Below are 26867 nucleotides of genomic sequence, written 5' to 3' on the forward strand. Positions count from 1 at the left end.
AATTTTAAGCAGTAATAATACTTATTTAGCAACGTGGGTTATAACACAGACTTATCAAAAACTAATGGTAATAGGTTTTGTAATGAATTTGACTTTACGACCTTACCTTGTTCACCCATAAAATAAATTTCTATTGGGGTTTCTTGTTTTATTTCATACTCTGCTATAGTTTGCCTACATGCACCACAAGGTGGTATTGGTGCTGTTGTAATTTTATTTTGCGAACCTGCAATTATTGCCATTTTTAACACCTTAGCGTTTGGATATTGAGCTCCGGCGTAATAAATAGCTGTTCGTTCTGCACATAACCCTGAGGGATACGATGCGTTTTCTTGGTTACTACCTGTAATTACTTCGCCATTATCTAAAAGTAATGCTGTGCCCACCAAAAATTGCGAATAAGGTGCATAAGCTTTTTTTCGTGCTTCGGCAGCTTTTTCCATAAGCTTAACTACATCTTTTGGTAACGCATTTAAATTTTCAAAAACATATATTTTGGTGGCTATATTTACTTCTTTCATAATAAATTATTACAGACAAAAAAACTATTGCTTTGGGCAATAGTTTTTGGTTTATTGTTTGTTAAATGTACTACTAATATTCTTGATATGCGCCTTCACCTATGTTAAATGTTAATGAAAAACGCAGTGTATTTTCTAAAGGACTCTGAATTTTTGATGCTGAAAATAAATACGATAAATCTATATTTACAACATTGGCCTTAAAGCCTGCCCCTAGTGCTAAAAACTTTCTAGCACCTTTTTCTTCGGCTTCATTAAAATAACCTGCTCTAAACGCAAATGAGTCTTGGTACACATACTCTGCTCCTAAAGCCCAAGTAAATTCTTTTAGTTCTTCACTAAAACCTCCTGGTGCATCACCAAATGATTGAAACATACCCGACAGGAAGCTTACATCTGGATCTTGACCTTCAACTATAACTACTTCTTCGTCTCCTCTATCAAACTCTCCATCATCATCAGCATCAACAAAACCATATCTTGGAGGTGTTGGCACTAATAGTTTAGTTATTTCGGCAGTAACTGCTACTTTGTTGTAATCATCGAAAATAAAATCGAAACCACCTCCTAATCGTAAATTTGTAGGCTGAAAGTTTTCAATTCCACCATCATCATATTTATATTTTGGCCCTATATTTTGAATTGCAAAACCACCACGCCAACGCCCATTAAAATCGGCATAGGCTTCTTCTTCACTTTGATAGTATCCTGAAATATCAACACCAAAGGTACTTGCTGCTGACACATCTTGACCATCAACTTGCAAACGTAAATCTGAACGTAAATAACGCATAGCTACAGACATAGCAAATTGATCACTTAATCTTAAGGCGTAAGATGCATCTAAAGATAATTCATTTGGCCTTTGAATTCTAGCCGGATCTTCAGGCCTATCAATAAACTCAATATCTCCTAACGAGAAATAACGCAAACTAACCCCAAAAGCGCTACGCTCATCTAAACGGTTAAAATAGGTTAAATTCCCTAAGAAAATATCATTTACTAGTTTACTTAAATACGGCGTGTAACTTACACCAAAACCCGATTTAGTTTCAGAAAAGACATATTTTGAAGCATTCCATTGTTGCGAAAACGCATCAACTGATGTTGCTACACCCATATCTCCCATGGCTGCTGCTCTGGCATCGGGTGCAATTAATAAAAAAGGAACTCCTGTAGTTATAACGCGTGAATCATCTTCAAAAGGAATTACTGTGTTTTGTGCACTTACCTTTAAAACAAATGCTAATGATGCTAATAGCAAAATTGTATTCTTCATGAAATAGTATTTATTTAACAAATATAATTTTTTATTAGAGTATTACAAGTTTCTGTATTTTTTCAACTTTTTTATTTAATAGGTTTGAATGTACGGTTAATTTATAAACGTAAACACCTTTTCCTATTTTATCACCAAAATCATCGCGCCCATCCCAAATAATATCTCTAGAGAGTGAACTTGTTGCTTTTATACCGCCTGTTGTTTGCCCATTTATGGTTTTTACTAATTTACCAGACACTGTGAATATTTGTATAGAAACGTTTAAAGGTGCTGAACTATTGTGATTGAACCAAAATTCTGTATAATTTACAAACGGATTTGGGTAATTTAATACGTTTTCTATAACTAATTCTTGGTTTTCATTATGTACTACAAATTGAATTTCAGCAATAGAAGAATTATTGTAAACATCCCAAGCTTTTAGTGTTAGGGTATGCAAACCAGGTTCTAAATCTCTAAACGGAAAACTTACAACACCTTTTTGGTAATCATCTACTTCTGTTTGATAATAATCATTTAAAACTACAGGGGTGGTTTCATCACCGTCAATTATAGCTACTATATCATGCCCAATGCCACTTGCTGTATTTATACCATTTTCATCTTCTAATTTAGCTAACAAGGTTGGCGATTCATTTGTTATGCCACCAGATACAAAATTTTCATCATTCATATATAATGTAATAACTGGCCCTATGTTATCTGCTTCGGCATTTTCATTAATACCTCCAATTCTTATTTCATTTGTACTTGCACCTGTTTGATCTTCTAGCAAACTCTTATTTTTAGCATAAAAACTTACTTTACCAAAACCAACAGGAATACCAATATCTTTAGGCACTACAAAGTTAAACTCAAAATCTCCGTTAGTTACAGAAGCTTGCCCTCTAAAAATTATTTCGCCTAAGGTTGTAAAATCTAGTTTAACAACTTCGCCATTATTTCTTGTGCCGTCATTAGCCAACGTTTGCCTACTAATTGGCTTATCATATATTGTAGTTGATAGCGTACCATTATAATTTGTTAATTTATTACCTGAAATATCGGTAACCTCGCCAGTTAATTTTACTCTACCTAAAGCTTTTAGCGTATCTGTAGCCGTAGTGATATCAACATCGTTTAATTTTGTTAAGCGAATATTGGGTTTTGGTATAGAAAGTTTCATTGCAGGATCTCCTATGAAGAAAATAAGTCTGCGTTGAATTTCACTTGACAACATCGGATCTGTTTTTGTTAGCCTTAAAGCCTCGGCCATTGATGGGTATTCATAATCTGAGTACGCATCATCATCACTATAAGAAAACAGGTATTGCCCTAAAGCGTTATTAAACCTAATAGCTGTTGGTACAAAAATTTGTCTTGTAGTTGTTATTAAACTAATAGCTCCTGCTTGTTTGTTCCAATACATTAATTCACCTGCAGTTTCTCTAAAAGGATTATCAAATTTTGTGAATTCACAGGTAACAGTTACAAAACAGCTTAGTTTGCAAAAATTACGAAGGCTTTCTATATCGGTTTTTTGAAATATACGTTCTTCGGCCAACCCATCTTCACCACCATGACCAAAATAATTAACAACTAAAGCGCCATTATCTACGGCATTTACAAACGCTGTATTTACCTGCGGATACCTATCACCACCAGCCGATGATTCTTGTTGATAAGCATCGGTATGAATTTTTACAGAATTTATAAATGACTTTTCATTAGACACTAAATTACCTATTTCATCTGTAGTTTCTTGTAAAATACCTTCCCAATCTTTATCTACATCATCAGATACAAGTACAAAATTATTACGCCAAGCACCAAAAGATTCTTTTGTGTAATATGATGCAACTTTATCAACCATTTCTTTGGCTTGCTGTGGTGTTTTTGCTAAAATTCTTCCAACTGCAATGTCAAGCTTATTACTGGTGTTCATGTTACCTTCAGTATCATCCATCATACCATAAAAATCATCAGACACAAACGAATCTGTTAAACTAAAACTGTTGTATGAATACCATGAGGGTACAATATTAGTATTATTGTTTATTCTATCTTTATAATCAAAAGAAGCATCGCCTAATAAGCATAAATATTTAATTCGGTTTGCAGGAGCACTGGCGTTATCATAAATATACTTAACCACGTTTCTAATAGCACCAACATCTTGGTTTCCGGTACTAAACTCTGTATAAATTTGCTCTAAGCTTAATACTTTTACATTCAAATTATATTGACCTCTGTTTATTTCTGCTAGCCGTTCTGCTTGAGATACCATGTTTGCAGGTGCTACAATTAAATAATCTATATCTTTAAAATTTCCATTAGCATCATTAAAAATAGTGCCTTTAATATTTTGATTTACAACTGTTGTATTTCTATCATAACTTGGTGTAAAGTAGTCTTTTGAAGTAACGGCAACATACGTTTTTGCTTCACCTAAATTAGCCTTAAAAGTTAAATTATTAGCTGGTTCAGTAGGCACAAAGTTAGTTACATTGTAAATATCAGAAACATCCCACACTTCAGAAACATCAGAAGCATTACTAATATTATACTGCCCAATACCTGAGGCTATAGCTACATTTTTATTAGTAAACTGAAATTGTTTACCGTTAAAATTCAAAAGTCTTTCAGCCTCAACACTTATATAATCTACATACGCTACAGCACTTGGATTCCCTTGGTTATTGTAGTTAAGTGTTACCTCTATTTCATTAGTATTCACATTAACATCTCCTATATAACTGCCTTGGGTAGCCAACACTCTATCTGAGTTTGCAGGCATATTTATGCCTGTAACACTATTACCATTTACAATCAATTCCATGGTTGAAACCACAGGTGAAACTGCTGCTACATAAACTTTTAAATTAACAGGCTGCGTGGTTACTAAATCTGGCATATTGAATGTAAACGTTTTTGTGTTCTCAATATCAAACCTATCACCAAACCATCGTCTTCCTAAAAAAGCTAAATTATACTCATCTTTTTCATGAAACTTATAATCATGAAACGTGTTTATTTGTTGGTTTGCAGCAGCTGTTGGTTGCACAAAAGCACTTATACGCTTGCCAAAACCAGAACCTACATTAATATAGTAGTACGTTTTATTGGTATAACAATTAATATGTGTATTGCTTTCTGCATTAAACATTTTTGGCCCTTGTGCGTAAAACAAAACATAATCGTTATTATCAAACACACCATCTTCTTCACCAACTACTTTAATGGCGTTTTCTACAACATCAAACGGGTATGGCTCTGCATTTAAAAACGGAATCATACGGCCGCCATTTCCATAAATTTTTATAGTTCTTGGATCAATAGAATTAACGCTAACCCCTAATTTTTGTAAAAAACTTTTTGAAAGCTTAAAAACACCTGTAGTATCAACATAAAATTTATACCAACTACCAGAACTTAACACTGAATTGGTTACTATTTTTGATGTTTTAAACTGATTATTTTTAAATGCTAAATTTTGTGAAATTCCGTTAGTGTAATTAATACTAAAAGCGGTTACTTTTTTCAAGGCTCCATTTACATCTTTTATAATTGGTGATATTTGAAAAAAAGCAAAACGTTTGTTTCTAGTTACAGAGTTTTTTAAAGAAAATTTTAAACTAGTTGGAATCGTTTCTAAATCAACATCAAACAAGTCGTTTTTTGAAATTGAAGCGTACGAAATATTGGTAATTTTCACTGATGCTTCGTTAACCGCTGAGTTTACGGGCCATTGGGCATTAAACTTTAAACCTTCCTCAAAATTAAACGTTAAATTTTCTTCATTAAATGATGGTATTTTAAACGTAAAACTACCTGTTGTAATGGTTTTTGGCGCTTCCCAATTAATGGTAAACTGTTTTTGTTGCGCATGTGTGTATGCTACAAGAACTAAAAAAATTAATGCTATTTTCTTTTTCATTCGCTTTAATAACGCTTTGCAAAGCGCCATAGTATTTAAAAACAACAATTTTAAATAATATAAACAAAAATACAATAATAAATTGGTTAAATAGGCGTTATTACAACACAAAACGATGGTTTAAAACGCTGAAAACATCGATAAAAAGCATTAAAAAAAGGGTGAAATACACATTTTTTTGGACAAAATGCAAAAAATAGCTTGCGTTATTAGGTTAAATTCTTATATTGCAGCACCAAAAATATAATTAGCTTACTTAAACTTATGTATATGAAAAAAGTAGTAGCATTCAAGATTTTATTAGTTATAGCCCTTGTAGGGGTTACAACTAGTTGTAAAAAATCTTCTAGTTCTAAAAACACTTCTAGAGCTACCGGATGGCAAATTAACTCCAGAGAAGGAGGCTTTCAGTACAACACAGACTTTAAAGAACAAGAAACTGCCCCAGGTTTAGTGTTTATTGAAGGTGGTACTTTTACAAAAGGCCGCGTACAAGATGATGTAATGCATGATTGGAACAATAGCCCAACGCAACAACACGTACAATCATTCTACATGGATGAAACTGAGGTTACCAATGCCATGTATATGGAATATTTAGATTGGATTAAAAGAGTATATCCGCCATCTGAAGATAATTTCAGAGCCATTTATAACGGTGCGTTACCAGACACATTAGTTTGGAGAAACCGTTTAGGATACAATGAAGTAATGACAGAAAACTACTTACGCCACCCAGGTTATGGTGAGTATCCCGTAGTTGGTGTTAGCTGGATTCAAGCTGTTGAATTTGCTAATTGGAGGTCTGATCGTGTTAACGAATACTACCTGGAAAGAGCTGGTTATTTAAAACGTGATGCTAAAATTACTGATGTTGAAGCTGAAGCTACTTTTAATACAGATACCTATATTAACGCACCTACTTTAACTTACGGTGGTAATGAAGAAATTATAAACGGAGACGGCAGAAATAGAAGAAACGTTCAAACCGATGCCGATGGTAATGAAACTAATATTTACGCCACTAGAGAAACCGGTATTATTTCTCCTAAATATAGACTACCAACTGAAACAGAATGGGAATATGCTGCTTTAGGTTTAAGTGAATTAAGAAATTACAATTTATACCGTGGTAGAAAAAAATACCCATGGGACGGACAATACACACGTAACGGAAGTAGAAAATACCGTGGTGATCAATTAGCCAACTTTAAACAAGGTAAAGGTGATTATGGCGGAATTGCAGGTTGGTCAGACGATGGTGCCGATATAACAAACGCTGTAAAATCATACGCTCCTAATGATTTTGGTTTGTATGATATGGCAGGAAACGTTGCTGAATGGGTTGCTGATGTTTACAGACCTATTGTTGATGATGATTTTAACGACTTTAACTACTACCGTGGAAACGTTTACACCAAAAACGCTATAAATGATGATGGTAGTGTAAAGGTAGTAACTGTTGATGATATTAAATACGACACGTTACCTAATGGAAAAGTTATTGCAAGAAACTTACCTGGTGAAATAGTACAAGTACCTATTGATGAAAACGAAACATATTTACGTACAAACTTTGACAGAAGTAACGAAATAAACTTTAGAGACGGAGATAAACGTTCTTCAAGATATTTTGAAAGCTTTAATGATGAAGACGAAGATGGTGAAAACACAAAATCTGAAACCAGATTAATGTATAACTCACCAAAACACTCAGTAACTAGAGATGAAGACGGAAACATTATTAGAGAATATGACAAAAACAACAACAGAACTTCTTTAATTAATGATAACGTTAGAGTTTACAAAGGTGGCTCTTGGAAAGATAGAGAATACTGGTTAGACCCTGCTCAAAGACGCTATTTCCCTGAAGATATGGCTACAGATTATATTGGATTTAGATGTGCAATGTCTCGTGTAGGTTCAAAATCAAAAAGCAAATCAAAAAGTAAAAACTAATAAATAGTTTTTCAACATAAATTAAAAGTCCTAACCAAAAGTTAGGACTTTTTTAATACTTTTATTTTTAATAAAATTTAGCAAACCATTGGACACAAAACAACTTCATGCACTTTTTTTAGAATGCACAAAGGCTAATACAGATACACGAAATATTGAAAAAAACGCACTATTTTTTGCTCTAAAAGGAGAAAATTTTAACGGTAATAAATATGCTGAACAAGCCATAGAAAAAGGTGCTAAATACGCCATTGTTGATGAAACTGAATACGCAACACACCCTAACATATTTTTAGTTAACAATGTACTTAATAGTTTACAACAACTTGCATCTTACCACAGAAGCTATTTAAACTTACCTATTATTGCTTTAACCGGTAGCAATGGAAAAACCACCACAAAAGAGTTAATAAATATAGTTCTTTCAGAAAAATATAAAACAGTAGCAACTATTGGCAACTTAAACAACCACATAGGTGTGCCACTTACGCTACTTTCAATGGACAAAACCACTGAAATTGGCATTGTTGAAATGGGTGCAAACCACCAAAAAGAAATAGCCTTTTTATGTGAAATTGCTAAACCAAACTATGGTTACATAACAAATTTTGGAAAAGCGCATTTAGAAGGCTTTGGTGGCGTTGAAGGGGTTATAAAAGGTAAAAGCGAAATGTATGATTACTTAATTACCAACAACAAAACAGCTTTTGTAAATTCTGAAGACCCTATTCAAGTTAAAAAAACACACAACACTAATATTTTCACCTTTGGCAACAGTACATCAAACGTACAAACTGCTTTTATTGAAGCACAACCAAATGTAAAAGTTAAATATAACAACACAGCAATACACAGCAATTTAATTGGCGCATATAATTATAACAATATTGCCGCAGCTATAACTATTGGCAATTATTTTAAAGTAGATGATAGTGCTATAAAAAAAGCTATAGAAAGCTATAAGCCTAACAACAATAGATCACAAATTATACAAAAAGAAAATTTAAAAATAATTTTAGATGCTTACAACGCAAACCCTACTAGCATGCAAGCTGCGTTACAAAATTTTGAAAAACAAGAAGGCTATAAAATAGCTGTTTTAGGAGATATGTTTGAATTAGGTATTGAAGCCGAAAAAGAACACCAAAACATTGCCAATTTAGCTATTTCATTACAAATTGACACCATTATATTTGTTGGAGAAAATTTCTTTAAAACTGCAATTAAAAACCCTAAAGCATCATTTTTTAAAACTTTTGATGCTTTTAAAACTGAATTTTCAATTAATAATAAATTAAACACAACACTTTTAATAAAAGGCTCCAGAGGTATGGCTTTAGAGCGTACTTTAAATTTATTGTAAGCAAAAAGTGTTGCTTCAAATTATACAATTTTGGCAACACTTTTCTGTTCTTCTCCCTAAGAAACTAATTAATAGCACTGTAAAAATCTAAAAACTGAACAATTAATACAATACTCAATTTGAGTATATTTAATACTGAATTAATTAAATTATAATTTTATTAGCCTTAACCAAAGCTATTAATTCGCCAGTAGATGATAGTTTTAGCTTTTTTAATATATTCCTTCGGTGTGTATCAACTGTATGAGAACTTATATTTAATTTAGCTGAAATTTCTTTACTAGTTTTACTTAAAACCAACAGCCGTATAACATCTCGTTCTCTATTACTAATACTATCTGTTAATAGTTTTTGAGACAAATTGTTAAAATACTTAGTTTCATATTCATTTTTACAGTTTAGCAACTTTGCTGTTGCTGTTATGTCCATTTTAATAGCAGACTCTAAAACCGTGTAATGAGCTAAACCAATAATTGGTTTTAAATGAGAATCAAGCTCCAAAGGTGTTGTGTTTTGAATTACATTTACATATTGATTATTACCATTTTTGAGCCTATAATTCCAAGTATAATTCATTTTTTTTCTATCAGGTTCGTCAATAGAATCTAGTGTAAACACCATTAAATCATTTAAAGCAGCTAGCCAAGGCTCTAAATCATCTGGATGAATTCTACTCCAAAAATATTTCATTCCGCCTTTATAAAAATCTTCTTTATCTAATCCTAAACAAGCAGTCATGTTTTTACTTACATACCCAAATGACAAATCTTGCGTATTAGTTAAACAAAAAAACGTAGAACTATATGGCCAATATTCATCAAGTTCAATGATTTTATTTATGTGTTTTTCTAACGATGGGTTATCATAAGAAACAAAAACTTGCTTATAAACTTCTCTAATTTCCTTAATATCCATGTTTTATAAATTCAATTAAACCTCTTTTTTAACTAAACAATTTTTAATTAAAATGTTAAAAAAATCAAAATTTTTCATTCAAAAAAAGAATAAAACATAACATCTCTAAACCAATTAGAAACAATAAAATTTTGTTTTACAATAATTTAAATAAAAAAAAGGACTTCTAAAAAGAGCACCCTTACTTTTATATTTTTTTTAAGATTTCAATATTACTTTTTTAAATAATTTAGTGCGGCATTTTTAAGACTCAATCTTTTGTTTTTTCTTAAAAATGAACAGAAGGTTGCTAAATTTCAAATGCTATTTTAATTAGTTTTTTAATTTTAATCAATCTAAATCATGCTTACACACAAAACACGTCTGTATTCTTTTTTTAGCTTTTTAACTTTAATCTTCTTTTTTTTTCCAAATCTCACTTGCGCCCAAAGCGTTTCATTGCACACCCCAATAACAACCATTAAAGTTCCGCCAGGGCAAGATGTTAATTACAACCTAACTGCTATAAATAATAGCAATTCAATAAAAACTTCAAACATAAAGCTAGTTAACCTACCTAAAGATTGGAGTTATGAGTTAAAATATGATAGTTGGAATATTGAACAAATTTCTATTTTACCTAAAAAACAAGAAAAACTTTCATTAAAAATTAAAGTTCCTTTAAAAGTAGATAAAGGTTCTTATAAATTTAAAGTAATAGCTGAGGGTTACAGTTCACTTCCTTTAACTGTTATTGTTTCTAAAAATGGTATTTACCAAACTGAATTTAGTTGTATACAACCTAATATTGAGGGTGCATCTGATGCTTCATTTTCATATAATGCCACCATAAAAAACAATACTGCCGAAGACCAAGTATACTCATTAAAAGCAACACGTCCTTCTGCCGGATGGTATGTTACATTTAAAGCTAATGGTAAACAAGTTTCTTCTGTTGGCGTTAAAGCAAATCAAACCCAAAACGTATTTATTGAAGTAAAACCTGCTAGTTTTATTAAATCTGGCACATATAAAATACCTGTTTCTATAAGATCTGGTAATATTTATGAAAAAATAGATTTAGAAACCGTTATAACTGGCTCTTATGATATTAAAATTACAACACATAATGGGTTATTAAGCACCCATGCCAATGCTGGCGAAAGCAAAAAAATTAAACTTTTAATTACTAATAATGGCTCTTCTGCATTAAACAAAATTGTTCCTAAAGGCCTAACACCTCCAAAATGGACTGTAGATTTTTCTCCTGAAGAAATCCCTGTAATTGAAGCAGGAAAATCTGAAGAAATTGAAGCTACTATAAATGTTTTTGACCATGCTCTATCTGGTGATTATGAAGTTAATTTTAATGTAAAAGCTTCTGAAACTTCTTCTAAACAAAAATTTAGAGTAACCGTTCACACCTCAATACTCTCTGGTTGGTTTGGTATTTTAATTATAGTATTTGCTATTGGGTGTGTTTATTATTTAATACGAAAATATGGAAGAAGATAATTATGAAACCTATTATAAAACTTAAAAATTTAACAAAAAAATACGGAGATTTTATTGCGGTTAACAATTTAAATATTGAAATAAAAAAAGGGGAAATTTTTGGACTATTAGGCCCCAATGGTGCAGGAAAATCTACAACTATTTTAATGTTATTAGGGCTAACCGAACCTAGCAACGGAAACGCTTGGGTTTGCAATTACAACGCAACAAAAAACCCAATTGAAGTAAAAAAGCACGTAGGCTACTTACCTGACAACTTAGGCTTTTACAATAACAGAACAGGTTTAGAAAATTTAATTTACATAGCGCGTTTAAATAACATACCAACAGAAATAGCTACAAAAAAAGCTAAAGAATTACTAACCAGAGTTGGACTTGACAATAATGCTAACCAAAAAGTAGGCACATATTCTAGAGGTATGAAACAGCGCTTAGGTTTAGCCGATATATTAATTAAAAACCCAAGTGTTATAATTTTAGATGAGCCAACACTTGGCTTAGACCCTAAAGGAATTAAAGAATTTTTGCAATTAATATATAAACTAAGTAAAGAAGAGGGTATTACAGTTTTATTATCATCGCATCATTTACACCAAGTACAACAGGTATGTGACAGAGTAGGCCTTTTTGTAGATGGAAATTTAATAGCACAGGGCGATATTAATACATTAGCAAAATCAATATTTAATGAAGAATCCCATACAATTGAAATTAAATTAAAAGAAAATCATGAAAGTAATTTAAACACTATAAAAAACCTTTTAATACAAAATAAACTAGCAAGTAAAGTTTCAATTATTTCAGAAAAACTAATTATTAATTGTAGTGATGACAACACAACACCTATTGTAAAATCAATTGTAAACGCCAATTTTAATATAAATCATTTACATGTAAAAAGTTATGGGTTAGATGATATTTACCAACGTTATTTTTAATTAAAATGGAAACAATAAATAAACTTAAAAATCCGGTATTTAAAAGTCTTGAAACATTAAAATACACTTTTAAAGGCGTAAACACCCCCCAACAAACACATCCGTTTTGGGTTATGGTACAGAAAGACATTTCAGATCATGTACGTAGTCTACGTTTCATTATTCTAATTGTTTTAATTATTCTAACATGTTTTGGCACCCTTTATAATGCAATGAGTCATTTAAATGAAGCATTACATAACACCAAAGACCCAAACAATATGTTTGCTTTTTTAAAACTGCTTACAGCTACAGATGGCTCATTACCTTCTTTTTTATTGTTTATGAGCTTTATGAGTCCGTTACTGGGTATTAGTCTTGGTTTTGATGCCGTAAATTCAGAACACAATAGCGGATCACTGGTAAGAGTAATTTCTCAACCAATACATAGAGATTATGTAATTAATGCTAAGTTTGTTTCTGCATTAACTATAATTTCAATCTTATTTTTCTCATTAAGCTTTATTTTTATTGGGTTTGGTATATTATTTTCTGGTTTAACACCAACTTTTAATGAATTTATTAGGATAATGGCTTTTACAACATTAACCATTTTATATGTTTCATTTTGGCTAAACCTATCTATATTATTTTCTATTAAATTTAAACAAGCATCTACTTCTGCTCTAACATGTATTGGTGTTTGGCTATTTTTTTCAGTTTTTTATCAAATAATTATAAATATTGCTGCCAAAACCTTTATTCCTGAAAGAGCATCTCAACTTGATAAAGTAATTAATATTAAAAAGTTTTTTTCAGGCTTATTAAACATAGCTCCAAATCAATTATTTACTGATGCTTCCACTACACTATTAATGCCATCGGTTAGAAGCTTAGGTCCTTTATCATTTACAGAAACATTAGGCGCTATACCATCAGCTTTAACACTAACTGACAGTTTAATTATAGTTTGGCCTCAATTAACAGGTTTAATAGCTGCTACTATTTTCTGTTTTGCACTATCATATTATATTTTTATGAGGAAAGAAATTAGGCCGTAAACAATTATATTTTGAAAATAAAAGAATGAATAAAAAAAGGCTTCCATTTCTGGAAGCCTTTGTGGGCGCGAAGGGATTCGAACCCCTGACCCCTTGGGTGTAAACCAAGTGCTCTGAACCAACTGAGCTACGCGCCCTTGTGTTTAACAATCATTGTTCCTGATTGCGGATGCAAATATAACCTAGTTTTTCGTTCTGCAAAAACTTTTTTTAAAAAATTTTAAATTATTTCTGCAACAACAAAAGTACTACCACCTATAAATATAAAATCTGTAGATTTTGCAAAAGACAACGCTGCTTTATAAGCTTCATTTACAGAACCGTACACATTACCAATTAAATTATAATCCTTAAAAGCACTTTGTAAATCTTTTGCTGGTAAACCTCTAGAAATTTCGGGTTTACAAAAATAATACGTAGCTTTTTTTGGCAACAATGCTACAATTGATGATAAATCTTTATCATTAACAACACCAAAAACAATATGTAAGTTATCAAATAATTCATTTTTTAACTGTTGCATTACAAGTTGCAAACCTTCTTTATTATGCCCCGTATCACATACAACCTTTGGTGTTTGGTTTAAAACCTGCCACCTTCCTAAAAGCCCTGTGTTTTTTACAACACTTAATAAACCTTCTTTTATATGTTTATGAGATATTTTAAAACCACGTGCCTTTAACTCATTAATAGCTTGTAATGCTGTTTTAATGTTTTTAGATTGATAAACACCTTTTAAATCGCTAACCAAATTTGTTTTAACAACAGCATCAGCAAAAGTAATTTTTGCTTTATTATTCTTTGCTAAAGCTTTAAAAACTGGAGCTGTTTCAATTTGAGTTTCACCAATTACTACAGGAACATTAGGTTTTATTATACCACCTTTTTCTCCTGCTATTGCTTCTAATGTATTTCCTAAAAACTTTGTATGATCTAAACCTATATTTGTAATTACAGATACTTCGGGTGTAATAACGTTTGTAGAATCTAACCTTCCACCCAAACCAACTTCAATAACTGCTATGTCAACTTTTTGTTTTGCAAAATATTCAAAAGCCATTCCAACTGTCATTTCAAAAAAAGACAATTTATTAGCTTCAAAAAAAGGTTTATTTCGTTTTATAAAACCAATTACAAATTGTTTACTAACAACGTTACCGTTAATTTTAATACGCTCTCTAAAATCTTTTAAATGAGGCGATGTATACAACCCTACTTTATAACCCGCTTCTTGTAAAACTGATGCCAACATATGGCTTGTAGAGCCTTTACCATTGGTACCTGCTACATGAATAGTTTTAATTTTTTTATGCGGATGTTTTAAATGATTTACCAGCAGATGCGTGTTACTTAAATCTGCTTTATAGGCCGAATCGCCCTGTTTTTGATACATTGGAAGTTGCGCAAACAACCAATTAAGCGTTTCTTGATACGTCATAAATTAATTACCTACATCAAAATTGATACTAACAAAACCTATTTGTTTTGCAGGTGCTTTTGAATCGGCGGGCCATTTATGTGATAATGCTATTTTTTTTGCTGGATCTAGCAGGCATTTGGCTGTGTTTGTAGTTCCTTTTACACCAGGAACGGCTTCAATAACGTTACCGTTACGATTAACAATTATTTTTACTACAACAAGCCCAAACTCATTACAATCTTGTTTATAAATAGATTTTGTAGGCCTACCTCTACCTCCTAAACCATAACCTACGCCACCTTTACCGGGCCCTGACCCACCAAAATAACTTGGTGCGTACGGGTTACCATCTAACTGTCCTTTATCGCCAGCTTTATCATCATTTCCTTCACTACCGGTTTCAGTACCTTTAGATTTACTTACACCTCCAATTAAAGCATCTAACTTTTTCTTTTTCTCTTCTTGTTCTCGCTTTTCTTTAGCAATACGTTCTGCCTCTGCCTTTGCTTTTGCTTCTGCAATAGCTTTAGCCTTAGCTTCAGCCGCTTTTTGTTTTTTTATGGCTATAGACTCAGCATTTTCTTCAGTAATAACTTCTTCTTTTACTTCAGAAGTTTTTGTAGGTTGTGGTTGAGAAACATCAGGTTGTGGCGGCTTATTTACTTCATTGGGCTCAGATTTTACAGGCGCTTTAGGTTGCACATTACCTTTTCCAAAATTTGTAGTTCCAAAGTTTACAGCTACACCGTACTCTTCTGGCGGATCTTGATATGGTGGCCCTACCACAAACAATAGCAATAGCACAATTATAGCAATTAATGCTGTAATTTTTGCTGAATCTTTTTCATGCTTTGTTTTAAAGTACTTCATTTAAGTTTTTAATTAGGCCTTACGGCTAATATTACTTTAAATTTATTTCGGTTAGCTATATCCATTACTTTAACCACGTTTTCAACGGGAACTGATTTTTCAGCCCTTAAAACAATGGTTGGTTTGTCTACTTTTGAAAGTGCCGATAGCAATTCATTTTCTAAAACACTTTCACCAACACGTTTTTGGTCTATGTAGTAGGTTAAATCTTTTTTTATGCTTACTGCTACAGACTTTTTGTTTTCGGTTTTACCGCTTGCTTTAGGCAATAAAATATCTATAGCGTTGGTGGTAACTAATGTTGAAGCTAACATGAAAAATATTAGAAGTAAGAAAACAATATCTGTCATTGAAGACATATTGAATTCTGGTGTTACTCTATTTCTTCCTCTAAAATTCATATTATGTTGGCTCGTTTAGGTGATCTAAAAACTCTAATGAATTAGCTTCCATTTGATAAACCACCTTATCGGTTTTAACCACCAAATGGTTATAAGCTATATAACCAACAATACCTACAATTAAACCAGCAACAGTGGTTGTCATGGCTGTATATAAGCCATCGGCTAATAACTTAATATCTATTTGACCTCCTGAATTTGCAATTTCAAAAATTGATAATATCATACCAATTACTGTACCAAGAAACCCAATCATTGGTGCTGCGCCTGATATGGTTGCTAACACACTAACGTTTTTTTCTAGATTATAAATTTCTAATCTTCCTGCGTTTTCAATGGCAGTATTAATATCTGCCAAAGGCTTTCCTATTCGGGTAATTCCTTTACCAATTAATCTTGAAACTGGAGAGTTTGCTTGTGCACATAGCATTTGTGCCGAATCAATTTTACCGTTGCTTACATGGTCTTTAATTTGATTCATAAAATTAGCATCAATTTTTGAAGCTGCTTTTATAGCAAACAATCTTTCAAAATAAATGTAGGTTGCAACTATTAGCAATACAAAAAGTATAGCTATAATTATTTGTCCTGCTGCACCACCACTACTTATTAATTCAATAATAGATAGTGTTTTTTCAACAGATTCACCATCAACTAATTCAGGTGTTTCTTGTGGGGTTTGTAACATCATAAAAAATATTTTTACTTAACTAAAGTAACGAATGTATTACAATAAAATTATACTAACACAAATTTTACCATTAAATAGCCTAAACCACCTAGCACAATAGTGTAAGGCAATGCCATTTTTACCATTTTACCATAAGATAAATTAATTAATGGTGCTAATGACGATGTTAATAGGAATAAAAATGCTGCTTGACCATTAGGTGTGGCCACACTTGGTAAGTTTGTACCTGTGTTTATTGCAATGGCTAATTTTTCAAAATGCTCTCTATCAATAGCACCACTTTGAAATGCAGATTGTACTTCGCCAATATACACTGTTGCTACAAAAACGTTATCACTTATTGCAGATAAAAAGCCATTTGCTACATAAAATAGGCCAGGTTGCGATGCGGGATCTTGTGCTAAAGCCCATTGAATTATTGGACTAAATAAATGCTGGTCATGAATCATGGCTACAATTACAAAAAATACTACTAACAAACCTGTAAATGGTAGTGCCTCTTCAAAAGCATGCCCCAAACTATGCTCATCAATAATACCCATAAAGGCTGTTTGTACAATAATTAAAGCTAAACCAATAAAACCAACTGGCGCAATGTGTAGTGCTAAACCAGCTATTAATAATATAGCAGATACTGCTTGTACAATTAAGCCATACTTTTCTTTATCTGAACGTTGTGCATCTTGTTCAATTGTATAGTTTTCAATTATATTAGCCACTACGGGTGGTAGTTTTTCTCCAAAACCAAACCATCCGGTAAGTTCTAAAACTACTGTAGTTATTAAGCCAGCAATTAAAACTGGTATTGTTATTGGCGCCATTTGTAAGAAAAATTGAATAAAATCCCATCCTAAACGTTCACCTATTAATAAATTTTGAGGTTCTCCTACCAATGTACAAACACCTCCTAAAGCAGTACCTACAACACCGTGCATAATTAAACTGCGTAAAAAGCTACGAAATTGTTCTAATGTTTCGCCACTTAATTCTTTTCTATCTATAACACCAGAATCGTCATAATCTGTTGATTCACTTGAATGTATTTTATGATAAACACCATAAAAACCTACGGCAACACTAATTAATACTGCTGTTACTGTTAAAGCATCTAAAAACGCCGATAATACTGCTGCTAAAAACACAAATAGTAACGACAGTACCATTTTAGATTTAATTTTAGTAAACACCTTACTAAAAATATACATTAGCAACGGTTTCATAAAGTAAATACCAGCTACCATAAATACTAATAATAGTACTACTTCAAGGTTTTGATCTACCTCATGATAGGCATTATGTGGTGTTGTCAAACCTAATGCTAAAACTTCTATAGCCAATAACCCACCTGATTGTAATGGGTAACATTTTAATGCCATGGCAAGTGTAAAAATAAACTCGCCTATAAAAACCCATGACGTTATTGTTTTGCCTAAAGTGTAATATGAAATAATATTAAATATTAAAAAACTAATCATGGTTAGTTTAAACCACTTGGGGCTATTGCCTAAAAAATACTTTAACATAAATGTTTTATTTTAAATTAATTGGTTTAGAGCAATTTCAAAAGCAGTAGCACTAACACCTGTTTTTTTGGGGTTTTTGCCATGTACTTTTTCTATTGCTTTTTTTATAATGTTTGATGTATCGTTAAAAATTGCTTCGTCTGTCATTTGCACTTTACGTTCCATAAAATATGCAAACACACGTGCCATTCCGCAGTTAGAAATAAAATCTGGTATTAAACTCACACGAGAATCTGTATGTTCCATTATAGGGCCAAAAAATATTTCTTTATCGGCAAAAGGCACATTGGCACCACATGAAATGACCTCTAAGCCACTATCAATCATTTCATCTATTTGATTTTTTGTTATTAATCTTGAGGCTGCACAAGGTGCAAATATTTCAGTATTAATAGTCCAAATGCGTTTGTTCGCTTCTTCAAATGGTATTAAATTATCAGCTTCAATTGTATTGCCTTTTTTTGACAAAAAGAAATTACTTATTTCTTCAAATGTAAAACCTTCTTCATTTATTACGCCACCAACAATATCAATAATCCCTACAATTTTGGCACCCATTTGTGATAAATAAAACGCAGCAGCAGCACCAACGTTACCAAAACCTTGCACAACTGCACGCTTTCCTTTTACATCTCCGCCATAAATACTGTAATAGTGCTTAACAGCTTCGGCAACGCCAAAACCAGTAATCATATCTGCAACTGTATATTTTTTTACTACGTTTGGTGAGTAAATAGGGTTTTCTAAAACTTTTATAACGCCATGTCTTAATTGGCCTATTCTGTTAATCTTATCGGCTTCGGTAGGCTTAAAATGACCTGTAAACACCCCTTCTTGCGGATGCCAAACACCGCTTTCTTCTGTAATTGGTATTACCTCGTGTATTTCATCAACATTTAAATCGCCACCTGTACCATAATAACTCTTTAATAATGGTGATACGGCCGCATACCAACGCTCTAAAACGCCTTTTTTTCTTGGGTCTTTAGGATTAAAATTTATGCCAGATTTAGCACCTCCTATGGCAGGACCAGAAACGGTAAACTTAATTTCCATTGTTTTGGCTAATGATAACACTTCGTTCATATCTAACCCTTGTCTCATGCGTGTTCCGCCACCTGCTGCCCCACCTCTAAGTGAGTTAATTACCACCCAGCCTTCGGCGTCAGTTTCAGCGTCTTTCCAATTAAAAACTATTTCTGGTTTTTTGTTTTCGTATTTTTTTAATAATTCTTTCATTTTTTGTGTGTGTGAGAATTCAACTTAAGTTTTGTAAATTTTATTTGAAGTATAATTTAGTGCAGCTAAAGTTGAGTCATCTTAAAAATGTTTCTTTAAATTATTAAAGTAACAAATATAAAAAACTTAGCTGCTTAAATATTAATTTTGGGTTATTTTTAAGAAAGGTATATTTTGCCTGAACTATGGTCTTTTTTGGCTCCAGTTACGCTTTTTAAACAGTTGTTTTGGCCCTGTAATTTTAAAACTCCTAGAAAACCAAAAATAAGCGCTTCTTTAAACTCTATTATATCTTTTGATGGTATAATAATTTCTGCATTTGTAAATTCCTGAACTCTAGACAATAAAAACGTATTGTAAGCACCTCCACCTGTTAGTAAAACATTACTAGCGCTACTATTTTTTACAACTTTTGAAACTTGAATAGCAATGTGCTCTACAAATGTTCTTAAAATATTTTTTATGCTTTTTTCTGAAGCATCAATTAAAGGTAAAACATGTGTATTTACCCACTCTAACCCTAATGATTTAGGTGCTTGTAAATTGTAAAATGCTAATGCATTTAACTTATTTAACAAATTATAATTAACGGTTCCTTTTGATGCTAATTGGCCTTTATCATCAAAATCTAGCCCTAAAGTTTTCACATAATGATTAAGCACAATATTTACAGGGCAAACATCAAAAGCTACGCGTTTATTATCAACTTGTGTAGATATATTTGCAAAACCACCAAAGTTTAAACAATAGGTATAATTTGAAAACAGCAAAGCATCGCCAATTGGTACTAAAGGTGCTCCTTGTCCACCAAGCTCAACATCTTGCACTCTAAAATCGCACACAACATTACAACCAATTATGCTTGCCAATTCTGGTAAATTCCCTATTTGGTACGTTAGTTTATTTTCTGGTTGATGCAAAGCCGTATGCCCATGTGAGCAAACCGCATCTACTTCAGTTATTTTATATTTTTCAATAAATTGTTTTACTATGTTAGCTAGGTAATTGGTATACGCTGCATCAATTATTTTTAAAGCTTCAATATCTTTTTGCACTAAATCTTTCAATGCTAATTTCCATGTGCTGTTATAAGGTATTGTATCTGCATTTAAAATATTGAAACACCACTGTTTATCATACCTAAAAGTGGCATACACTAAATCTATTCCATCAAGCGATGTCCCTGACATTACCCCAATTACACGGTAGCTATTTTTTATCATATTAACAAAAATATATATTATCTTTAAAAATATCACACCTAAAATAGTATATTTGTCAATATTCGTTAATAATTTTTTTAGATCAGCTATGAATTTTACACTTTCCGAAGAACATATAATGATTAGAAATGCCGCTAGAGAGTTTGCAAAAACCGAATTACTACCCGGTGTTATAGAAAGAGATAACAAACAAGAATTCCCTGAAGAATTAGTAAAAAAAATGGCCAATTTAGGCTTTATGGGTATTATGGTAGATCCTAAATATGGTGGCAGCGGCATGGATACTATTTCGTATGTTTTAATTATGGAAGAGCTATCAAAAATTGATGCATCAGCATCTGTAATGGTTTCCGTAAACAACTCACTAGTTTGCTATGGTCTAGAAGCTTACGGAACCGAAGAGCAAAAACAAAAATATTTAACCAAACTAGCAAGCGGGCAAAGTATTGGAGCTTTTTGCCTTAGCGAACCCGAAGCCGGTAGTGATGCCACATCACAAAAAACCACTGCCATTGACAAAGGAGATCACTACTTATTAAACGGTACTAAAAATTGGATTACAAACGGTGGAAGATCTGACATTTATTTAGTAATTGCCCAAACCGATAAAGAAAAAGGTCATAAAGGCATTAATGCATTTATTGTTGAAAAAGGTATGGAAGGCTTTCACATAGGCCCAAAAGAAGATAAATTAGGCATTCGTGGTAGTGATACACACACACTACAGTTTAACGATGTAAAAGTACCTAAAGGCAATAGAATTGGAGAGGATGGTTTTGGCTTTAAATTTGCCATGAAAACCTTATCTGGCGGACGTATTGGCATTGCTGCTCAAGCTCTTGGCATTGCATCTGGAGCTTATGAACTTGCTTTAAAATATAGTAAAGAACGTAAAGCTTTTGGTACAGAAATAGCAAACCACCAAGCTATAGCTTTTAAACTTGCAGACATGTATACCGATATTGAAGCTTCAAGAATGCTAGTAATGAAAGCTGCTTGGGATAAAGACCAAGGTAATAATTACGATAAATCTTCGGCAATGGCTAAGTTACACGCCTCTGATACTGCCATGAAACATACCGTTGAGGCCGTACAAATTCATGGCGGAAATGGTTTTGTTAAAGAATACCATGTTGAACGCTTAATGCGTGATGCCAAAATAACACAGATTTACGAAGGAACTTCTGAAATACAAAAAATTGTTATTTCTAGAAGCGTTTTAAGAGATTAAACCTAGAGCACTAAACTAATTTCTCACAATAGTTAGTTGTTTTGATGCGTGCTGTAAATTGCTTTTGTTTGGGTTTTTAAAATAAAAAACTCAAAACACCATAATTATTAGCTTTTAGTAATACCCGTTATTGCTAAAAGCTTTTCTTTTTAATAAACACAAAACATCATCTATTTTGTAAGAAGGCTATTATTTACCGACTGAAAAGAAACATTTTTATATTTTTAGATAAAATTAAAAATTATGCAAAAAACATATTATGATCCGGCCGATTTAAGAAAATTTGGAAAAATAACTGAATGGAACGAAGAATTAGGCAATAAATTTTTTGAATATTACGGTAAAGTTTTTGAAGAAGGTGCCTTAACAGCACGCGAAAAAAGCCTAATTGCCTTAGCTGTAGCGCATACCGAACAATGCCCTTATTGCATTGACGCTTACACAAAAGACGGTTTACAACGCGGTGTTACAAAAGAAGAGATGATGGAAGCCATACACGTTGGTGCTGCCATTAAAAGCGGAGCAACTTTAGTGCACGGTGTACAAATGATGAATAAAGTTAATAAACTGGACGGGTAAATAGTAAAAAGTTAAACCCCTAATTACGATACAGTCAGAAGTATCAAAAATCTGAAAAATGATAAAGTAAAGCGTGAAGAGCCACAACGCAGCTTTAAGCGTAAAACGCAGAAAGAGAATCTTGCTTTAACAATTTCCTGTTTTTGATTTCATTTTTTGGTTCGTTTTGTATCAATATATAATGAACCAAAACTAAAAGTATTTTACAGCAGCAATATGACGAATATAAAAACACAGTCACTACATAAACGCAAAAGTAATTTAGCGCAAAGTAATAAACAATTAGAAATTCTTTCATATGGCATTTTCCAAAACGGCGAATTACCAACTTTTAAAGATAAAATTTCTGAAACCAATCAGTTTCCGCTTAAAGCTAAAAAACTTGAAATACTACAAATTAATGTAGGCTACATGTGCAACCAAGTATGCGAACATTGCCATGTTGATGCGGGTCCAGACCGACAAGAAATAATGACACGCGAAACCATGCTACAATGCTTAAACGTTATTAAAAGCACTGGCGCCCACACCTTAGATTTAACAGGCGGAGCACCAGAAATGAATCCTAATTTTCGTTGGTTTGTTGAAGAAGCTGCTAAAGCTGGTATTAAAGATTTTATTGTACGTTCAAACCTTACAATTATTAGAGCCAATAAAAAATACCATGATTTACCTGAATTCTTCAAAAAACACAACGTTCATATAGTAAGCTCTATGCCTCACTGGACACGTGGAAAAACAGACAAACAACGTGGTGATGGTGTTTTTGATAAATCTATTCAGGCTTTAAAAGACTTAAATGCTATTGGTTATGGCATGCCAAATAGTAGTTTAAAATTAGATTTAGTATACAATCCTTCTGGTGCATTTTTACCTGGTAACCAAGCTGCTATGGAAAAAGATTTTAAAAAAGCACTTTTAGAAGATTTTGGCATTCAATTTCATAATTTATTTGCTATTACAAACCTGCCTATTAGCCGCTTTTTAGATTATTTAATTGCTTCAGACAATTATGAAGATTACATGTATCAATTAGTTGATGCCTACAATCCTTCAGCCGTTTCAAATGTAATGTGTACTAACACACTATCTGTAAGTTGGGATGGTTATTTATTTGATTGCGATTTTAACCAAATGTTAGCACTGCCTGTTAATAGCAAAGTAAAACACATTTCAGAATACAACGAAGCACTTTTAGAAAACCGAAACATAGTAATTTCACAACATTGTTATGGTTGTACTGCCGGTGCTGGCAGCAGCTGCCAAGGCACAGTAGCTTAATTTTTTATTCCATGAAACAGCTATTAATTTCACTAGTAACATTAACTTCTTGTTTAGGGTTTTCACAAAAAAAACTAGATAAACTACTTAAACAACATAACACTGAAAGCGTACCTTACATGTATGTTGACAGTTTAAAAACAACTGAAAAAATAATTCTTCTAGATGCCCGAGAACCCTACGAGTTTAACACAAGCCACATTAAAAACGCTGTATTTGTAGGATACAACAATTTTAATTTAGATAGCGTTACCGCAAAACTTACAAACAAAAATTCAAAAATTGTAGTATACTGTTCTCTAGGAATAAGATCTGAAGATATTGCTGAAAAACTTCAACAAATTGGCTATAAAAATGTTTACAACCTTTACGGAGGCATTTTTGAATGGAAAAATAATGGAAATCCTGTTTTTAATTCCGAAGAAAAAGAAACTGAAAACGTTCATACATTTTCAAAACCATGGAGCAAATGGTTAAAAAAAGGTACTAAAATTTATGAGTAAAGAATTAATTATTGTTTTTGTAAAAAACGCCCAACTTGGTAAAGTAAAAACAAGGCTTGCCAAAACAATTGGCAACAAAAACGCCCTGTTTATATACAATACTTTAGTAGGCATTACTAAAAATGCTATTAATAACTTAAATATTAGCAAGCGTATTTATTTCTCTGAAACTATTGAAAATAATACGTGGCCTAATACTGAAGCCTACGTGCAAAACGGTAACAATTTAGGGCAACGCATGCAAAACGCCTTTACAGAAGCATTTGCTGACGGTTATGAACGTGTGGTTTTAATAGGCTCTGATTTGCCCGATATTAACAAAAGCATCATACAAAATGCACTAACCAAATTAGAAAACAACACATGCGTTTTTGGGCCCGCCGATGACGGTGGATATTACCTAATTGGCTTATCAAAAATGACGCCATCAGTTTTTAAAAATAAACCTTGGAGCCAGCCAAATTTACTACAAGAAACCACCAAAGAGTTACAAGAAAATAACATTACATTTAGTACTTTAGAAACTTTAAATGACATTGATACGTTTGATGATTTAAAAGCATCAACCTTTTACAAATTAAATGTAGAATTACAAGAAAAACTTAAAAAACAATCATGTTAAAATACATAGAAGAAACCGCAGAATACCTTGAAGAAAAAGGGTTTAAATCTCCTGAAATTGGTATTATTTTAGGTACAGGTTTAGGGCAACTGCTTAATCATATTGAAATTTTAAAAGAGGTTAGCTATAACCACATTCCAAATTTCCCTACTGCTACGGTAGAGTTTCATAAAGGCAAACTAATTTACGGTAATTTAGAAGGTAAAAAAGTAATTGTAATGCAAGGGCGTTTTCATTTATACGAAGGCTACACGTTACAAGATGTTACATTTCCTGTTAGAATTATGGAAAAACTTGGTATTAAAACGCTTTTAGTATCTAATGCAGCCGGAGCCATAAATTTAAATTTCAAAAAAGGCGAACTTATGCTTATTGATGACCACATAAACCTTCAAGGTAGCTCGCCACTTGCCTTCAAGGGCGTATCGCTTTTAGGAGAACGCTTTACTGATATGAGCGCGCCTTATGATAAAAAATTAAACAATACTTTTGAAAGCATAGCAAAAACCCACAATATTACACTACACAAAGGTGTTTATGCATCGGTAGTTGGTCCGCAACTAGAAACCAGAGCAGAATACCGTATGCTTAAAATTATAGGTGCAGATGCCGTTGGTATGAGTACTGTGCCTGAAATTATTGTTGCCAACCACTTGAATTTAAAAGTAGCTGCGGTGTCAGTTTTAACAGATGAATGCGACCCAGATAACTTAGAACCTGTAAACATTGATGATATTATTGCAAATGCTGCCAAAGCAGAACCCAATATGATTACCTTGTTTAAAGAACTTATTAATAGTTTATAGCGCCATTTTCAGTTATCTACTAATCAAAGTTTAACTTAAAAAACGCATACTTAAAAACAAAACACTAAATCATGAGTTACTTAGAAACCACAAAAAACGTATATAAAGAGGCCGCATTAACGCCCGATGTTGGTTTATGTTGTACAACCAATCCTATTTGGGAATTACCCGGATTAAAAATTCCTAAAATAATGCAAGAAATGAATTATGGTTGTGGATCAACAGTGCATGCGCGTGATTTATCAAACAATCCTAAAATGTTATATGTTGGTGTTGGTGGCGGCATGGAGTTACTTCAGTTTTCATATTTCAACAGAGAAAAAGGCGGTGTAATTGGTATAGATGTAGTTGATGAAATGCTTGAAGCTTCACGAAAAAATTTTATTGAAGCCGAAACACAAAACCCTTGGTTTAAAAGTGAGTTTGTAGATTTACGAAAAGGTGACGCCCTAAATTTACCTGTTGAAGACAACAGCATTGATGTAGCGGCGCAAAATTGTTTATTCAATATTTTTAAAGAAGCCGATTTAAAAAAAGCTATTGCCGAAATGTACCGTGTACTAAAACCTCACGGACGTTTAGTAATGAGCGATCCCACTTGTGAGCAACCCATGAACAACAATTTACGTAATGACGAACGCTTAAGAGCCCTTTGCTTAAGCGGTAGTTTACCAATTAACGAATACGTAAAAATGCTAACCGATGCTGGTTTTGGCACTATTGAAATTAGAGCCAGAAAGCCTTACAGAATATTAAGCCCCAAAGATTATGATACTAATGAATTAATTTACATTGAATCTATTGAAGTGGCTGCTATAAAAGACCCTATGCCTGCAGACGGCCCATGTGTATTTACAGGAAAAGCTGCTATTTATTTTGGTGAAAATGATTTCTTTGATGATAACGCTGGCCATATTTTACTTAAAAATCAGCCATTGGCTATTTGTGATAAAACTGCTGGCGCTTTAGCAAAGCTTAACAGAGATGATATTTTTATAAGCAAATCTACTTACCATTATGATGGTGGTGGTTGCTGCTAAAAACATAATT

The 26867-nt window shown here is 32.5% G+C and carries 23 protein-coding genes and 1 tRNA gene; 12 read left to right on the plus strand and 12 right to left on the minus strand.

Annotation, left to right across the window (positions count from 1 at the left end; genetic code table 11):
• Positions 1 to 38: 38 nt before the first annotated feature.
• From cdd to porU, 3 genes are all read right to left on the minus strand, one after another.
• Entirely contained in the window at positions 39 to 521 is a 483-nt protein-coding gene (gene cdd / locus FUA26_RS14390; protein ID WP_147137654.1) for a cytidine deaminase, read from the minus strand.
• A gap of 73 nt (positions 522 to 594) precedes the next feature.
• Positions 595 to 1800 carry a type IX secretion system outer membrane channel protein PorV gene (gene porV, locus FUA26_RS14395; RefSeq protein WP_147137656.1) on the minus strand — a complete coding sequence of 402 codons (1206 nt, stop codon included), beginning with the start codon at positions 1798 to 1800 and terminating at the stop codon, positions 595 to 597.
• A gap of 34 nt (positions 1801 to 1834) precedes the next feature.
• A complete protein-coding gene (gene porU / locus FUA26_RS14400) occupies positions 1835 to 5719 on the minus strand; it encodes a type IX secretion system sortase PorU (RefSeq protein ID WP_147137659.1) in 3885 nt (1294 codons plus the stop codon).
• A gap of 264 nt (positions 5720 to 5983) precedes the next feature.
• Between porU and gldJ the strand changes: the two genes are divergently transcribed.
• A complete protein-coding gene (gene gldJ, locus FUA26_RS14405) occupies positions 5984 to 7678 on the plus strand; it encodes a gliding motility lipoprotein GldJ (RefSeq protein ID WP_186826925.1) in 1695 nt (564 codons plus the stop codon).
• Between the two features lie 88 nt (positions 7679 to 7766).
• The gene (locus FUA26_RS14410; RefSeq protein ID WP_147137665.1) at positions 7767 to 9041 is read left to right on the plus strand and encodes a UDP-N-acetylmuramoyl-tripeptide--D-alanyl-D-alanine ligase; all 1275 of its coding nucleotides are present in this window, start codon (positions 7767 to 7769) and stop codon (positions 9039 to 9041) included.
• 144 nt (positions 9042 to 9185) lie between these two features.
• On the opposite strand, the gene FUA26_RS14415 is transcribed toward FUA26_RS14410, so the two are convergent.
• Positions 9186 to 9956 (minus strand): LuxR C-terminal-related transcriptional regulator, encoded by a 771-nt coding sequence (locus FUA26_RS14415; RefSeq protein WP_147137668.1) that lies wholly within the window; start codon positions 9954 to 9956, stop codon positions 9186 to 9188.
• 342 nt (positions 9957 to 10298) lie between these two features.
• On the opposite strand from FUA26_RS14415, the gene FUA26_RS14420 reads away from it, so the two are divergent.
• The 3 genes from FUA26_RS14420 to FUA26_RS14430 are packed head-to-tail and all read left to right on the plus strand — an operon-like array spanning position 10299 to position 13428.
• Positions 10299 to 11450, plus strand: a complete 1152-nt coding sequence (locus FUA26_RS14420; RefSeq protein WP_147137670.1) for a COG1470 family protein — start codon at positions 10299 to 10301, stop codon at positions 11448 to 11450.
• Between the two features lie 2 nt (positions 11451 to 11452).
• The gene (locus FUA26_RS14425; RefSeq protein WP_147137673.1) at positions 11453 to 12388 is read left to right on the plus strand and encodes an ABC transporter ATP-binding protein; all 936 of its coding nucleotides are present in this window, start codon (positions 11453 to 11455) and stop codon (positions 12386 to 12388) included.
• Between the two features lie 5 nt (positions 12389 to 12393).
• The gene (locus FUA26_RS14430; protein WP_147137676.1) at positions 12394 to 13428 is read left to right on the plus strand and encodes an ABC transporter permease; all 1035 of its coding nucleotides are present in this window, start codon (positions 12394 to 12396) and stop codon (positions 13426 to 13428) included.
• Between the two features lie 62 nt (positions 13429 to 13490).
• Here the strand turns inward: FUA26_RS14430 and FUA26_RS14435 are convergent.
• From FUA26_RS14435 to FUA26_RS14470, 8 genes are all read right to left on the minus strand, one after another.
• A tRNA-Val gene (locus FUA26_RS14435) sits at positions 13491 to 13565 on the minus strand.
• Positions 13566 to 13648: 83 nt separating this feature from the next.
• Positions 13649 to 14866: a bifunctional folylpolyglutamate synthase/dihydrofolate synthase gene (locus FUA26_RS14440; protein ID WP_147137678.1), complete on the minus strand. Its 1218-nt coding sequence runs from the start codon at positions 14864 to 14866 to the stop codon at positions 13649 to 13651.
• Positions 14867 to 14869: 3 nt separating this feature from the next.
• Positions 14870 to 15718: an energy transducer TonB gene (locus FUA26_RS14445; RefSeq protein ID WP_147137681.1), complete on the minus strand. Its 849-nt coding sequence runs from the start codon at positions 15716 to 15718 to the stop codon at positions 14870 to 14872.
• An 8-nt stretch (positions 15719 to 15726) separates the two neighbouring features.
• Positions 15727 to 16119 (minus strand): ExbD/TolR family protein, encoded by a 393-nt coding sequence (locus tag FUA26_RS14450; protein WP_147137684.1) that lies wholly within the window; start codon positions 16117 to 16119, stop codon positions 15727 to 15729.
• A gap of 1 nt (position 16120) precedes the next feature.
• Positions 16121 to 16807 (minus strand): MotA/TolQ/ExbB proton channel family protein, encoded by a 687-nt coding sequence (locus tag FUA26_RS14455; RefSeq protein WP_147138293.1) that lies wholly within the window; start codon positions 16805 to 16807, stop codon positions 16121 to 16123.
• Positions 16808 to 16857: 50 nt separating this feature from the next.
• Positions 16858 to 18333: a sodium/proton antiporter NhaB gene (gene nhaB / locus FUA26_RS14460; protein WP_147137687.1), complete on the minus strand. Its 1476-nt coding sequence runs from the start codon at positions 18331 to 18333 to the stop codon at positions 16858 to 16860.
• Positions 18334 to 18345: 12 nt separating this feature from the next.
• Complete coding sequence (locus FUA26_RS14465; protein WP_147137690.1) at positions 18346 to 19572, minus strand: Glu/Leu/Phe/Val dehydrogenase dimerization domain-containing protein; 1227 nt, start codon at positions 19570 to 19572, stop codon at positions 18346 to 18348.
• Positions 19573 to 19730: 158 nt separating this feature from the next.
• Positions 19731 to 20795, minus strand: a complete 1065-nt coding sequence (locus FUA26_RS14470; RefSeq protein WP_147137693.1) for an anhydro-N-acetylmuramic acid kinase — start codon at positions 20793 to 20795, stop codon at positions 19731 to 19733.
• 88 nt (positions 20796 to 20883) lie between these two features.
• Here FUA26_RS14470 and FUA26_RS14475 point away from each other — a divergent pair, with 88 nt between their 5' ends.
• The 7 genes from FUA26_RS14475 (at position 20884) to arsM (ending at position 26857) form a co-directional block, all read left to right on the plus strand.
• Complete coding sequence (locus FUA26_RS14475; protein ID WP_147137696.1) at positions 20884 to 22026, plus strand: acyl-CoA dehydrogenase; 1143 nt, start codon at positions 20884 to 20886, stop codon at positions 22024 to 22026.
• 243 nt (positions 22027 to 22269) lie between these two features.
• The gene (locus tag FUA26_RS14480; protein ID WP_147137699.1) at positions 22270 to 22605 is read left to right on the plus strand and encodes an arsenosugar biosynthesis-associated peroxidase-like protein; all 336 of its coding nucleotides are present in this window, start codon (positions 22270 to 22272) and stop codon (positions 22603 to 22605) included.
• Positions 22606 to 22830: 225 nt separating this feature from the next.
• The gene (gene arsS, locus FUA26_RS14485) at positions 22831 to 23886 is read left to right on the plus strand and encodes an arsenosugar biosynthesis radical SAM (seleno)protein ArsS (protein WP_147138295.1); all 1056 of its coding nucleotides are present in this window, start codon (positions 22831 to 22833) and stop codon (positions 23884 to 23886) included.
• 11 nt (positions 23887 to 23897) lie between these two features.
• A complete protein-coding gene (locus FUA26_RS14490) occupies positions 23898 to 24389 on the plus strand; it encodes a rhodanese-like domain-containing protein (protein ID WP_147137703.1) in 492 nt (163 codons plus the stop codon).
• On the plus strand, positions 24382 to 25011 hold the full coding sequence (locus tag FUA26_RS14495; protein ID WP_147137706.1) for a TIGR04282 family arsenosugar biosynthesis glycosyltransferase: 630 nt from the start codon (positions 24382 to 24384) through the stop codon (positions 25009 to 25011). The genes FUA26_RS14490 and FUA26_RS14495 overlap by 8 nt, the downstream gene beginning before the upstream one ends.
• The gene (locus FUA26_RS14500) at positions 25005 to 25817 is read left to right on the plus strand and encodes a purine-nucleoside phosphorylase (protein WP_147137708.1); all 813 of its coding nucleotides are present in this window, start codon (positions 25005 to 25007) and stop codon (positions 25815 to 25817) included. Before FUA26_RS14495 ends, FUA26_RS14500 begins: the two co-directional genes overlap by 7 nt.
• Positions 25818 to 25888: 71 nt before the next feature.
• On the plus strand, positions 25889 to 26857 hold the full coding sequence (gene arsM / locus FUA26_RS14505) for an arsenosugar biosynthesis arsenite methyltransferase ArsM (RefSeq protein ID WP_147137711.1): 969 nt from the start codon (positions 25889 to 25891) through the stop codon (positions 26855 to 26857).
• Positions 26858 to 26867 lie beyond the last annotated feature (10 nt).

The organism is Seonamhaeicola algicola (genome assembly GCF_007997385.1).
GTDB lineage: Bacteria > Bacteroidota > Bacteroidia > Flavobacteriales > Flavobacteriaceae > Seonamhaeicola > Seonamhaeicola algicola.

Excerpts from the sequence above, each read along its gene's own strand:
- FUA26_RS14425 (WP_147137673.1), top strand. The coding sequence starts at position 11,453 with ATGAAACCTATTATAAAACTTAAAAATTTAACAAAAAAATACGGAGAT.
- cdd (WP_147137654.1), bottom strand. The coding sequence starts at position 521 with ATGAAAGAAGTAAATATAGCCACCAAAATATATGTTTTTGAAAATTTA.
- FUA26_RS14430 (WP_147137676.1), top strand. The coding sequence starts at position 12,394 with ATGGAAACAATAAATAAACTTAAAAATCCGGTATTTAAAAGTCTTGAA.
- FUA26_RS14420 (WP_147137670.1), top strand. The coding sequence starts at position 10,299 with ATGCTTACACACAAAACACGTCTGTATTCTTTTTTTAGCTTTTTAACT.
- FUA26_RS14495 (WP_147137706.1), top strand. The coding sequence starts at position 24,382 with ATGAGTAAAGAATTAATTATTGTTTTTGTAAAAAACGCCCAACTTGGT.
- nhaB (WP_147137687.1), bottom strand. The coding sequence starts at position 18,333 with ATGTTAAAGTATTTTTTAGGCAATAGCCCCAAGTGGTTTAAACTAACC.
- FUA26_RS14445 (WP_147137681.1), bottom strand. The coding sequence starts at position 15,718 with ATGAAGTACTTTAAAACAAAGCATGAAAAAGATTCAGCAAAAATTACA.
- gldJ (WP_186826925.1), top strand. The coding sequence starts at position 5,984 with ATGTATATGAAAAAAGTAGTAGCATTCAAGATTTTATTAGTTATAGCC.
- FUA26_RS14475 (WP_147137696.1), top strand. The coding sequence starts at position 20,884 with ATGAATTTTACACTTTCCGAAGAACATATAATGATTAGAAATGCCGCT.
- porU (WP_147137659.1), bottom strand. The coding sequence starts at position 5,719 with ATGAAAAAGAAAATAGCATTAATTTTTTTAGTTCTTGTAGCATACACA.
- FUA26_RS14490 (WP_147137703.1), top strand. The coding sequence starts at position 23,898 with ATGAAACAGCTATTAATTTCACTAGTAACATTAACTTCTTGTTTAGGG.
- FUA26_RS14455 (WP_147138293.1), bottom strand. The coding sequence starts at position 16,807 with ATGTTACAAACCCCACAAGAAACACCTGAATTAGTTGATGGTGAATCT.
- FUA26_RS14470 (WP_147137693.1), bottom strand. The coding sequence starts at position 20,795 with ATGATAAAAAATAGCTACCGTGTAATTGGGGTAATGTCAGGGACATCG.
- FUA26_RS14500 (WP_147137708.1), top strand. The coding sequence starts at position 25,005 with ATGTTAAAATACATAGAAGAAACCGCAGAATACCTTGAAGAAAAAGGG.
- FUA26_RS14480 (WP_147137699.1), top strand. The coding sequence starts at position 22,270 with ATGCAAAAAACATATTATGATCCGGCCGATTTAAGAAAATTTGGAAAA.
- FUA26_RS14450 (WP_147137684.1), bottom strand. The coding sequence starts at position 16,119 with ATGAATTTTAGAGGAAGAAATAGAGTAACACCAGAATTCAATATGTCT.
- FUA26_RS14415 (WP_147137668.1), bottom strand. The coding sequence starts at position 9,956 with ATGGATATTAAGGAAATTAGAGAAGTTTATAAGCAAGTTTTTGTTTCT.
- arsM (WP_147137711.1), top strand. The coding sequence starts at position 25,889 with ATGAGTTACTTAGAAACCACAAAAAACGTATATAAAGAGGCCGCATTA.
- porV (WP_147137656.1), bottom strand. The coding sequence starts at position 1,800 with ATGAAGAATACAATTTTGCTATTAGCATCATTAGCATTTGTTTTAAAG.
- FUA26_RS14465 (WP_147137690.1), bottom strand. The coding sequence starts at position 19,572 with ATGAAAGAATTATTAAAAAAATACGAAAACAAAAAACCAGAAATAGTT.
- FUA26_RS14440 (WP_147137678.1), bottom strand. The coding sequence starts at position 14,866 with ATGACGTATCAAGAAACGCTTAATTGGTTGTTTGCGCAACTTCCAATG.